This window comes from Candidatus Pelagibacter bacterium nBUS_36 (assembly GCF_051201215.1).
Classification (GTDB): Bacteria; Pseudomonadota; Alphaproteobacteria; order Pelagibacterales; family Pelagibacteraceae; genus Pelagibacter.
This window is the reverse complement of the sequence record NZ_CP172839.1, coordinates 966970-979762: the sequence shown is the minus strand read 5'-3', so window position 1 is coordinate 979762 and position 12793 is coordinate 966970. Positions and strand designations below refer to the sequence as shown.

General features: G+C 25.1%; 8 protein-coding genes and 2 pseudogenes. 7 read left to right on the top strand and 3 right to left on the bottom strand.

Features of this window, described 5'->3' with window-relative positions:
• Window position 1 precedes the first annotated feature (1 nt).
• The 6 genes and pseudogenes from ACIJYI_RS05335 to ligA all read left to right on the top strand — a co-directional run bounded on the left by ACIJYI_RS05335 (window position 2) and on the right by ligA (window position 6180).
• Window positions 2-916, top strand: a complete 915-nt coding sequence (locus ACIJYI_RS05335) for a D-alanine--D-alanine ligase (RefSeq protein WP_435113432.1) — start codon at window positions 2-4, stop codon at window positions 914-916.
• Window positions 897-1568, top strand: a complete 672-nt coding sequence (locus tag ACIJYI_RS05330) for a cell division protein FtsQ/DivIB (RefSeq protein WP_435113430.1) — start codon at window positions 897-899, stop codon at window positions 1566-1568. The genes ACIJYI_RS05335 and ACIJYI_RS05330 overlap by 20 nt, the downstream gene beginning before the upstream one ends.
• Entirely contained in the window at window positions 1561-2265 is a 705-nt protein-coding gene (locus ACIJYI_RS05325) for a hypothetical protein (RefSeq protein ID WP_435113428.1), read from the top strand. The genes ACIJYI_RS05330 and ACIJYI_RS05325 overlap by 8 nt, the downstream gene beginning before the upstream one ends.
• Before the next feature lie 64 nt (window positions 2266-2329).
• Window positions 2330-3250: a UDP-3-O-acyl-N-acetylglucosamine deacetylase gene (gene lpxC / locus ACIJYI_RS05320; protein WP_435113426.1), complete on the top strand. Its 921-nt coding sequence runs from the start codon at window positions 2330-2332 to the stop codon at window positions 3248-3250.
• A 47-nt stretch (window positions 3251-3297) separates the two neighbouring features.
• Window positions 3298-4149 (top strand): outer membrane protein assembly factor BamD, encoded by an 852-nt coding sequence (locus ACIJYI_RS05315; RefSeq protein WP_435113424.1) that lies wholly within the window; start codon window positions 3298-3300, stop codon window positions 4147-4149.
• Between the two features lies 1 nt (window position 4150).
• A pseudogene (gene ligA / locus ACIJYI_RS05310) lies at window positions 4151-6180 on the top strand (NAD-dependent DNA ligase LigA).
• Here ligA and ACIJYI_RS05305 read toward each other — a convergent pair.
• Both ACIJYI_RS05305 and ACIJYI_RS05300 read right to left on the bottom strand, forming a co-directional pair.
• On the bottom strand, window positions 6163-7857 hold the full coding sequence (locus ACIJYI_RS05305; protein ID WP_435113422.1) for a M24 family metallopeptidase: 1695 nt from the start codon (window positions 7855-7857) through the stop codon (window positions 6163-6165). The pseudogene ligA and the gene ACIJYI_RS05305 sit on opposite strands and share 18 nt — an antisense overlap.
• Window positions 7854-9889 (bottom strand): annotated as a pseudogene (locus ACIJYI_RS05300) (ATP-dependent helicase). Before ACIJYI_RS05300 ends, ACIJYI_RS05305 begins: the two are co-directional and overlap by 4 nt.
• Before the next feature lie 34 nt (window positions 9890-9923).
• Here ACIJYI_RS05300 and ACIJYI_RS05295 point away from each other — a divergent pair.
• Window positions 9924-11414: an AsmA family protein gene (locus tag ACIJYI_RS05295; RefSeq protein WP_435113420.1), complete on the top strand. Its 1491-nt coding sequence runs from the start codon at window positions 9924-9926 to the stop codon at window positions 11412-11414.
• Here the strand turns inward: ACIJYI_RS05295 and fumC are convergent.
• A complete protein-coding gene (gene fumC, locus ACIJYI_RS05290) occupies window positions 11402-12790 on the bottom strand; it encodes a class II fumarate hydratase (RefSeq protein WP_435113418.1) in 1389 nt (462 codons plus the stop codon). The two genes, ACIJYI_RS05295 and fumC, sit on opposite strands and share 13 nt — an antisense overlap.
• Between the last annotated feature and the right edge of the window lie 3 nt (window positions 12791-12793).

Sequence of the window (12793 nt, the reverse complement as noted above, 5' to 3'; positions counted from 1 at the left end):
ATTGAAAAAAAAGATACTTATACTTTCAGGTGGAATTTCAAAAGAAAGATTGATTAGTCTTGATACTGGTTTGCAAGTTGCAAAGGAATTAAAAAAAAATGGTTATAAAGTAAAAATTTCTGAGCCGGATAATAATTTAACAAAAAATATTAATCAATTTAAACCAAATATTATTTTTAATGCATTACACGGACAATTTGGTGAAGATGGTTATATTCAATCTATTCTTGAAGGTTTTAAAATACCTTACACTCATTCAGGTGCAATTGCTTCGTCAATAGCAATGGATAAAGAAATTTCCAAGAAAATTTTTATAAAGAATAAAATTATTACTCCAAAATTCATTAAATATTTATTCAACAAAAAGAAATCAGAATTAACAAAGATAATAGATAAAAAACTTAAATTCCCAGTGGTTGTCAAACCAATAAATGAAGGCTCAAGTGTTAACGTTTTTATTTGTACTAAAAAAAATATTACAAAAGTTTTAGATTCAATGAAAATTTACAAACAAGTAATGATAGAGGAATTTATTGCTGGAAGAGAGATCCAGGTTGCAATTATGGGCAAAAAAAAATTAGGCGCTATTGAGCTAAAACCAAAAAGAAAATTTTATGATTATCAAGCTAAATATAATACTAATGCTAAAACTCAACATATAATACCTGTTGAAATTTCTAAAAATAAATTAAATGAAATTATGAACATTGCACTTAAAGCACACAATGTTATTGGTTGTAAGGGTGTGACAAGATCTGATTTTAAATTTCATAAAAATAAGTTTTACCTATTGGAAATTAATACACAGCCAGGGATGACAAAGCTATCTTTAGTACCTGAAATAGCAGCGCATACGGGTATGAGCTTCATTAAATTAATTGAATGGATTTTAAAAGATGCATCAACGAAAAGGTAAGAAAATTTTAATTTATTTTTTTTTATTATTTATAGTTGGTTCAATTAACAATATCAGTTTAAATAATCTTAAACTAAAAAAAATTAATTATATTAATATTAATGGGTTAGGAGAAAACGATAATGCAATTTTATTACAAGAAATTAAAAATTTGAATTTAGATAATATTTTTTCAATTAATAAAAATGAAATCGTCAATCAAATGAATGCAAACAGTTTGGTTGAAAATTACAATATTTTTAAAAGATATCCATCTTCAATAGATATTAATATTAATAAAACTAAATTTTTAGCAAGAATTAACAATAATGGAAAAATATTTCTTGTAGGCTCAAATGGAAAACTCATTGAAAATAACTTTTCAAGTAATCAATTACCATTCATTTTTGGTAACCCAAATATTTATAAATTTTTAGAATTTAAAAAAACGATTGATCAATCTAAAATTTCATATGATGAAATCAAGAATTTATATTTTTTTTCATCTCAACGATGGGATCTTGAGCTAAAAAATAATATAATAATTAAGTTGTCTAAAAACTATACCAAAAAGTCTCTTAATTTAGCATTGGAATTTTTATATAGTGATGGATTTAGAGATGTTACAATTATTGATGCAAGAATTAAAAATCAAATTATTTTAAATGATTGAAGAAGTAGATTTTGAAACTTATTTATTTGTTTCAAAAAACAAATTTGAAATTTTTTTACTAGATAAAAAAAATTTAAAAAATCTATATAATGAAGAATTAGTAATTGATAATAATTATGAAGATCTGAATGATTTATCAAAATTTCTAGATAAAAATTTTTATAAAATTGAAAAATTAGTAGGTAGTTTTATTAAAAACATTATCTTAATAATAAAAAATGAGAAAAATTTACAGGTAAGCATTTCTTTTAAAAAAAAGAACTATGAGGGTGGCATTAATCATAAATTTTTAGAAAATAATTTAACTGAACTTAAAGATCTATTTAAAGAAAATTATTTAGACCATAAAATTATGCATATGGTTATTGTCAATTATATTGTTAATGAAAAAAAACATTCTTTATTGGATAGTAGTATAGATGGAGAGTATTTAGGCCTTGAAGTAAATTTCATAGCAATTGAGAACAGTTTGGTTTTTGCGTTAGATAAAGTTTTGGAAAAATATCAAACACAGGTTAGCCAATACATGTGTGGAAATTATATTAAAAATTTTTTTGAAGAAGATGAAGATAATAGTGAATTATCTAAAATGGCTAGTAAAATAAAAGACGGATTTAATACCAATGAGGTTATTTTAGTACCAAAAAATATTGAAAATAGGGGTTTTTTTGAAAAATTTTTTCAACTATTTAGTTAAAATTGTTTTTTCTAGTAACATTTGTTGTTTTTATAAATACTTAAAATCAAACTAAAAGTTTGATGTGTCTTATTTATCTCAAAAAACAGTCAAAAATAATGTTTCCTTTGGTGGTGTTGCCCTACATAGTGGTTTAGATGTAAATATCTGCATTAAACCAGCAGGGCCAAATTTTGGGATCGTATTTAAAAGAGTAGACTTAAAAAACAACAATTTAGTTTACCCGAACTTTATGAACGTAACAAATACTTCATTAAATACTACCATAGAAAATGAATATGGTATTAAGGTTTCAACTATAGAGCATTTAATGGGAGCTTTATTTGGTTTAGGAATTGATAATGCGTTAATAGAAATTGATAATGAAGAAGTACCAATTTTAGATGGTTCAGCAAAAAATTTTATTGAAAAAATCATATCTGCTGGAATCCAAATAAGTGACGCACCAATTAAGATTATTAAAATAAATAATAAGATAGAATTTTCTGACGGTGAAAGATTTATTTCAATTCAGCCATCTACATTAAGCCTTGATATAGATTTTCAGCTTAAATATAATAACAAGATAATAAGTAATCAAAAAAATAAAGTTAAAGTTTATGAGGATGATTTGACAGATATCTATAACTCAAGAACATTTTGCTTATTTGAAGATATTGAACTCATTAAAAAGAATGGCTTAGCAAAAGGTGGTAGTTTAGATAATGCTATAGTGGTTAAAGATAATGAAGTTTTAAATCCAGAAGGATTAAGAAATAGCAAAGAATTTGTTAATCATAAAATATTAGATTGTATAGGAGATTTATACACATCTGGTTATAGAATCTTGGCAAGTGTTACCTGTTCTCAAGGTGGTCACTATTTAACAAATCAGCTACTAAGGAAAGTTTTTGAAGAAAAAGATAATTTTTCAATAATAGAAATTAAAGAAAAAAATCTTCCACACACTCTCATTAATAGAAATCTATTAAGATCTATTGCATAATAAAAAGATAACTTTAAAATAGGTTTTTTAGTCATTATAAACTTGCTATGAAACTAAGTAATTTTTTTATTATATTTTTGCTATTTTCTTTCTGTATATCGTGCTCGAAAGAAGAGCCTGTTAAAAAGTCAATCTTAAAAGAAAAAAATTTAGAATTACAAGTTTTAAAAACATATAATGAAGCAATGGTATCACTTGAGTCTGGTGATGTTTTGTATGCTGCAAAAAAATTTAATGAAGCTGAGATACTATTTCCGCAATCTCAATCAGCACCTAAGTCAGCATTAATGGCAGCTTATGCTTATTATAGCCAAGATTATTTTGGAGATGCAATTTCAGAACTGCAAAGATTTGTAAAAATTTATGCAAACTATAAGGATATAGATTATGCTTATTATCTTTTGGCAATATGTTTTTATGAACAAATAGTCGATGAAACAAAAGATTTACAATCAATTATTAAAGCTAAAGAAAATTTTATAATTGTGGCCAATAGATTTCCTGATACAGAGTATGCATTAGACTCAGAATTTAAGATAGATCTCATAAATGATGTTCTTGCCTCAAAAGAAATGTATGTTGGAAGATATTATTTTGATAAACAAAAATGGATTCCAGCAATTAATAGATTTAGAACTGTGACAGACGATTATCAGACAACGGTTTACACTGAGGAAGCACTTCATAGATTAGTTGAGATATATTATATTTTGGGATTAACTGATGAAGCCAAAAAATATGCCAATCTATTAGGTTACAATTATCAGTCATCAGAATGGTATGAACAAACTTACAAGGTGTTCAATAAGAAATACGAAAAAAAGAAAAAAGAAAAAAATAAGAAAAAAAACAAAATAACCAAAACTATTTTAGATAAGATAAAATCTCTAGCAAACTGAGATGAATAAAAAAGAACTTGTTAAAGAGTATTTAGAAAAATTAAAACTATTAAAAGATTATAATAAATTTTATTACGATAAGAGTAATCCTAAAATTTCTGATAAAAAATACGATCAATTAAAATCAAATATTTTATTGATGGAGACCAGGTATAATTTTTTAAAATCAAAAGACTCTCCATCAGAAGTAGTGGGTTATAAACCATCAAAAAATTTCAAAAAAGCCCAACATAAAGTGCCAATGCTATCTTTGGCAAATGCATTTAATGAAGAGGATTTATTAAACTTTGAAAAAAGGATTTTAAATTTTATATCTAAAAAAAATGATTTTAAAATTTTTTATAGTGCTGAACCAAAAATAGATGGGATTTCTGCTTCATTAACTTTTAAGGATGGAAAGTTTTTCAAGGGGCTGTCTAGAGGAGATGGTAAAGAAGGAGAGGATATAACTGCAAATCTTGCTACGATTAAAGATATTCCAAAAAAAATTATAAATAAAGATTTCCCAGAAGAAATAGATATTAGAGGTGAGGTTTTTATAAGAAATAGTGATTTTAGAAATTTAAGAGATAAATTTGCCAATCCAAGAAACGCAGCATCAGGATCGTTAAGACAAAAAAACTCAGACGATACAAGCAAAATACCTCTTAGATTTATTGCTTACACCTTTGGGTATGAAAAAGGTCTTAATATTGAAAATCAATTTGAATATTTAAAAAAATTAGATGAATGGGGTTTTAAAACAAATCCTTTTAACAAACTTATTAGCGGAGTAAAAAATTTATTAATAAATTACAATGAAATAGAAAAAAAAGAGCGGAAATAGATTTTGATATTGATGGAATAGTTTATAAAATTAATAATTTTAAACTTCAAAAAAGACTTGGTAATGTAGCTAATGCACCAAGATGGGCAATTGCTCATAAATTTTCATCAAACAAAGCAGTCTCAAAAATTTTAAATATAGATATTCAAATTGGAAGAACAGGTGCTTTGACACCAGTAGCAAAGATCAAAACAGTAAATATAGGTGGTGTACAAGTTTCTAATGCTACTTTGCACAATGAAGATGAAATTAATCGAAAAGATATTAGAGTTGGAGACACTGTAACTGTCGAACGAGCCGGAGATGTAATACCTCGTATATTATCTGTTGATATAAAAAAAAGATCTAAAGATAATTTAAGGTTCGTTTTTCCAAAACATTGTCCCTCATGTGGTTCAAAAACAATTAAAGAATTCAATATAACTACAAAAAAAAAAGATGCTGTTAGAAGATGCGCTAGTGAAGGATTTGAGTGTGAAAAAATAGCTATAGAAAAAATTAAACATTTTGTTTCTAAAGATGCTTTTAATATTGATGGCTTTGGAAAAAAAATAGTGGAAAATTTTTGGAAAATGAAATTAGTAAGATTACCACAAGATATTTTTAGACTAAATTTTGAAAAAATAAAATCTTTGGAGGGCTGGGGTAGCCAATCTGTTGAAAATTTAAAATATTCAATTAATGAAAAAAAAAACATCGCTTTAGAAAGATTTATATATTCATTGGGAATTAGGCATATTGGTTTAGAAAATGCAAAAATTCTTTCAAAACATTTTAGATCATTCTCAAAATTTAAATCTTTATCAAATGAACAAAGATACGAGGATTTATTAAATATAGATGGTATTGGAGAAACACAAATAAACTCTATCAAGAGTTTTTTTTCAAACAAAGTCAATTTGAGCATATTAAATGAGTTGCAGAAAATTTTAAATATTAAAGACAAACTAATTGAAAAAAATAATGGATTATTAAAAAATAAAACATTTATGCTTACAGGAAAATTAAATGGTGTTAGTAGAGCTGAAGCTAAATCATTAATAGAGGAAAATTCTGGAACTACAGTAAGCAGTATTTCAAAAAAATTGAATTATTTAATAATTGGCGAAAAACCAACAAAAAGAAAAATTGAAATTGCCAAAGAACTTAAAATTAAAACTTTAGATCAAACTCAATTTTTAAATATGTTAAATAAAACTAGCTAACCATTTACGTTCTTTAAAGTTTAGATACTTTGATATTTTTGAATATATATTTAGATGGTATTTAAATAAATAATCTTTTTCTAAAGAAGTTAAAATTTTATAGTTAATTAGTTCTTTTTCAATTGGAACAAGTGTTAAATTTTCAAAAAAAATATTCTTGTTAATTTTTTTAACAAATACTAAATTTTCTATACGGATACCAAAATTATCTTTTTTATAATAACCAGGCTCATTACTTAAAATCATGCCTTCTTGTATTTTTACTTCATTATATTTTGATATTGCATGTGGTCCTTCGTGAACATTGAGAAAAAAACCAACACCATGACCTGTGCCATGTGCATAATCTAAATTACTTTTTTTGAGAAACTTTCTAGCTCTAATGTCAATTTTTTTTCCAATATAATCTTTTTTTAAATTGGTATTAGCAACAGCAATATGTCCTTTTAAAACTTTTGTGAAAATATCTTTTATGTATGGTTTTGGTTTAGAAAAACAAACAGTTCTAGTTACATCTGTTGTGCCATATTTATACTGGCCACCCGAATCACATAAAAAAATATCTTTTTTTTTAATAGTTTTACAATTTTTTTTGTTAGCTCTGTAATGGACTATTGCCCCATTTGCCCCAGAACCTGCGATAGTATCAAAGCTAGGATATAAATAAGCTTTATTTAATTTTCTAAAACTTTCTAATTTATTTTGAGCCTGTACTTCTGTGATTTTTTTTTTATTAATATTTTTTATCCAGTAAATGAATTTCGTTAATGCAACACCATCTAAAATATGTGTATCAATCATATTTTTTATCTCAATTCTATTTTTAACTGCTTTTAAAAGATAAGTTGGATCCTCTCTTTTTGAGATTCTGAATTTAGAACTAATTATGTCTTCAAAATAAATTGAACATGATTTTTCATCTATTATAAAGTTATTACCTTTAAGTTTTTGAATTTTTTTTGGAAAATCATTTATATCGATTAGTTCATTTGAGTTGATTATTTTTTCTTTAATTATTTTTTTAACTTTTTGGATTTTGCTTATTAAAAAAACTTTTTTTGATTTACTAATAATTAACCTTGAGTTTGGAATTGGGCTATTAGGACCATCTTTACCCCTAATATTTAAAATCCAAGCAACATTTTCGGGTGCACTTATAAACAAATAATCAGACTTGTTTTTTTTGAGATAACTAGAAATCTTATTAATTTTTGAAGAAGAGCTTTCTCCAACTATATTTCTATTTAAAGAAAAAAATTGAAAATTATTAATATTTTTTTTACTTTCAATTTCATCAATTAAATTTTTGTTAATAAATTTAATTTTATTATTCTTTTTAAAAAATTTTATTATCTGATTATAAGTAAATAACTTAGGATCAATACCTAAAACTAAATTTTTAAATAATTTACAATTAATAATTTCATCATAATTAATGATTGTAAAATTTTTACCTGACTCTAATTGACTTTGTATTGTGTATCTTCCATCAGTAAATAAATAATTTTTATTTTTAAGAATTATAGCTATTCCAGCTGAACCACTAAAATTAGAAATAATTTTTAATCTGTTAATGTTTGAATACTCAGTAAAGTAATCATCATTTTTGGGCACAATGTAACCATCAATATTATGTTTTTTAAATTTACTTCGTAAAATTTGAATTTTTTTACTCATTTAATTCTTTTTTGATATCTTATCCATCCTGGACTTCTTGTTCCTTCTTCTATTTCAAAATCTTGGTTAAAATCAAAATCCTCAACTTCTTGAGTCTCATCTTCAAAAAATGAATTTTTTTCTAAATAATTTTCAGGCAATTCTTCTATAAATCTTGACGCCATACTATCAATCCAATCACCTTGGTAAAATCTGTTCATTGAAAATGATATGATTGCTTTTTTTTTGCTCTAGTAATCCCAACATATGCCAAACGCCTTTCTTCTTCTAAGCCATTTTGACCTTTTTCTTCAATTGATTTTTGGTGAGGAAATAATCCTTCTTCCCAACCAGGTAGAAAAACTACATCAAACTCTAAACCTTTTGCAGCATGCATTGTCATCATATTCACTTTTTCACCATCCCATTCTTGGTCAATAGACGTTGCAAGAGACACATGTTCTAAAAAACTTTCTAAATTGTCAAATTCTTTCATTGCACTGAGTAGTTCTTTTATATTTTCTAATCTGTTTTCATTATCTACATCTTTTTTATTTTTTAGCATTGCTGAATATCCAGATTCATCTAAAACTATTTGTAGTAATTTGATGTGACTTATTTTTTTAATTATTAAATCGTTTCTCCATTTTCTTAACGAATTAAGAAAAAAACTTAGACCTATTTTAGTTTTTGGTTTAATTAAATTTTGTTCAATCATTTTAATAGAGGCAAACTCTAGGCTCAAATTATTTTCTTTAGCAAACTCATGAACAGTTTTTAAAGTGGTGTCTCCTATGGATCTTTTTGGATTATTAACAATTCTTTCAAAAGCCAAATCATCTTTTTCTTGATTAATTAGTCTTAAGTAAGCAACACAATCTTTAATTTCTGCCCTCTCATAAAATTTAGTTCCACCTAAAATTCTATAAGGCATTCCAATTTTTAAAAACCTTTCTTCAAATTCTCTTGTTTGAAATATTGCTCTCACTAGAATTGCCATATTGTTAAAAGAATATTTTTTCTTTAATGTTTTTTCAATCTCGTCAGAAATCCCTATTGCTTCATCTTTACCATTCTTGAAACAATTAAGTTTTACCAAATCGCCTTCTTCCATTGTAGTTGTTAAAGTTTTTCCAACCCTATTTTGATTATTTGCTATTAGATTAGAAGCAACAGATAAAATATTTTGTGATGATCTATAATTTTCTTCAAGTCTAATTACTTTAGTATTTTCATAAACTTGATCAAATTCTAAAAAGTTTTTAATTTCAGCTCCCCGCCAACTATAAATAGATTGGTCATCATCACCTACACAACATAAATTTCTATTTTTTTCAGATAATAAGTTGAGCCATTTGCTCTGAATAAAATTTGTATCTTGATACTCATCAACAAGAATATATTTAAAATTATTAGAATAGATTTGTCTTATATCTAAATTATGCTCTAATATTTTTACAGTGTGTAAAATTAAATCTCCAAAATCACATGAGTTTAAATCTATTAATTTTTGTTGATATATTTTGTATATTGGTAGGATTGTTTTTTCATAAATATCTTTATTATTAACTATGACTTCAAGAGGATAAAAACCTTTATTTTTCCATCTGTCTATTACAGCTAAAATGAATCTAGGAGCCAACTGTTTCGTATCAATATTTTCAGCTTTACAAATATTTTTAATTAATCTTATTTGATCATCTGTATCTATAATTGTAAAATTTGAGTTAAGATTAGCTGCTGAAGCATGTTTTCTTAAAAGTTTTGCACAGATTGAATGAAATGTTCCCATCCATGAAAGTCCTACCGCAGAAGAGCCTAAAATATTACTAACTCTATTTTGCATCTCTTTTGCGGCTTTATTAGTGAAAGTTACTGATAAAATTTGATTAGGAAATGCCTTTTTTTCTTTAATTATATGAGCAATTCTTGATGTTAAAACTTTTGTTTTACCTGATCCAGCACCAGCTACAATTAAAAGTGGTCCATCTAGATGTAATACAGCTTCTTTTTGTGCACTATTTAAATTTTTAAGATAATCAGTATTTATCATTTAAAATAATTCATTATAAGTTTCTTTAATTAATATGATCAAAAAAAACTATTTTGTTAAATCTTTAAATAAGATTTATTTATCAATAAATAACCTATTAAAAAAAAATTTAAACAAGTTAAACTTTAATAATTTCTCTATTATAGCAAGAAGTAATAATTTTTTTTTTATATTTGTCGCACTAATTATTTTATTTGCATTATACCTTTCTATACCAAATATTTATACTAAAGCCGAAATTCACACAGAGTTAAAAAAACAGTTATTGGAAAAGTTCAATTTAAACTTTAAATTTTCACAAAATCTAAAGTATAAATTTTTACCACGTCCATATTTTACCAACGAAAATTCTATAATTTTGAATGATCAAAATGAAATAGTAACGATAAAAAATTTAAAGATATATGTTTCACTAAAAAATCTATTTTCCTTAAAAAATATTAGAGTTAATAACGTTATTTTAGAAGATGCAAATATTAACTTGAATAATCAAAATTATGATTTTTTTTTAGAATTATTGAAGGCAGATTTTAAAAATAACAGTTTTGAAATACGAGATAGTAATGTTTTTTTTAAATCAGAAGATGATGAAGTTCTATTTATTAACAAGATAATTAATATGAAATATTTATATGATTTAAAAAATCTTAACAACATTGTCGTTTCAAAAAATGAAATATTCAATATTCCTTATGAATTAGAACTATTTGACGATAGGATTGAAAAAAAAATATTTTCTGAATTAAGTTTAAATTTATTAAAACTAAAAGTTGAAAATGAATTAGATTATAGCCGTAATATCAAAAATGGCTCTACGCATTTAACAATTAACCAAAATAAAAGTAATGCATCTTATATAATAAATAAAAATTCTTTAATTTTTAATTTATTTGATAAAGGAAACACACCAAAATTTTTATACAAAGTTAATATTGATTTTAATCCTTTTTATTCAAAGTTGCAGGGTAGCACAAAAGAAATTGATTTATCTACTTTGTTTAATTCCAATGCTTTATTAGCTGAATTGCTCAAAACTGAAATATTAAATAATATAAATCTAAATTTTAATTTAAATATAAATGCAAATAAATTTAAAAAATATCAGGGTTTTGATGACATTTTTTTAAACTCTAAAATTAAAGAAGGTTTAATTGATATTGATAACACAAAGTTTGATTGGAAAGATTATGCAAAGTTTGAAGTTCTAGATAGTTTGATTCATGTTAAGAACAGTGAGTTAGTTTTAGATGGAAAATTAGAAATAATTATCAAAAATTCCCAAGAAATTTACAAAACTTTACTTACACCAAAAAATTATAGAACCGAAATTGAAAAAATAGAACTAAACTTTAATTACAATTTCGATCAGAAAATATTAAAATTGGATGATATAAGAGTTGATAATGTGACAAATAAAAATGTTGGCAACATTTTAAAAAATTTAATAGTAAAAAGTGATAAAATTCAAAATAAGATTTATTTCAAAAATATGATAAATAAAGCAATCAAATCTTATGCTGGGTAAATCATTTTCTTAGGATCAACTATTTTATTATAGTCTTTTTCACTTATTAATCCTGTTTTTAATGTTTCAAGTTTTAATGTTGTGTTATTTTTAAGTGCTGTTTTAGCAATTTTTGCTGCATTATCATAACCAATGTGTGGTGCTAAAGCTGTAACTAACATTAAAGAATTATCTAAATTATCCTGTATCTTTTTCTTATTAGCTTTTATTCCTTTAACACAATAAAGAGCAAAGTTTTTTGTACTGTCAGCTATTAGATCTATTGATTGTAAAATATTGTGAGCAATCAATGGTTTGAAAACATTTAATTCAAAATGACCATGTGAACCAGCCATAGTTATGCCATTATGGTTTCCAATTACTTTAACACAAACCATTGTAACAGCTTCACATTGAGTTGGATTTACTTTGCCAGGCATAATTGATGAGCCCGGTTCATTTTCAGGTAAGATAAGTTCGCCATATCCAGCTCTAGGTCCTGATCCTAAAAATCTAATATCATTTGACACTTTCATCAATGCAACAGCACAAGTATTTAAAGTTCCAGAAAAATTCACAATAGAGTCATGCGCTGCAAGTTCAGCAAATTTATTCGCTGCAGGTTTGAACTTAATTTTTGTAAATTTAGCAATTTCTTTTACAACCTTTTTATCAAAATTTTTCTTTGAATTTATTCCAGTACCTACAGCAGTACCACCTTGAGCAAGGTAAAAAATTTCTCTTAATGCGTATTCTATTCTTTCAATACTTTTTTTTACTTGTACATGATATCCAGAGAATTCTTGCCCAAGAGAAAGAGGGGTTGCATCCTGGAGATGAGTTCTACCTATTTTTACTATATTTTTAAATTCATTTGATTTTCTTTTTAATTCCTTCTCTAAAATTTTTAAACAAGGTAATAATTTACCTATTGTTTCTTTGGCAACAGAGATATGCATTGCAGTTGGAAAAACATCATTAGTAGATTGAGATTTATTTACATGATCATTAGGATGAACAGGTTTTTTTGTACCTTTTTTGCCACCCAAAATTTCTATTGCTCGGTTGGCAATTACCTCATTAACATTCATGTTCGTTTGAGTTCCAGAGCCTGTTTGCCATACTTTAAGAGGAAAATTTTTATCCAATTTACCTTTAATAACTTCATCAGAAGCTTTAATAATTGCTTTAGAAATTTTGTTTGTAATTAATTTATCCTTAGAATGAACAATCGCAGCTGATCTTTTTATTATAGCTATAGATTTAATTATTGAAATATTTACAAGAATTTTACCAATATTGAAAAACTTATTGGATCTTTGCGTAGATGCCCCCCAATATTTATCATTAGGAACGTTTACACTTCCAATACTGTCGAATTCTTTTCTTAATTTCATTGA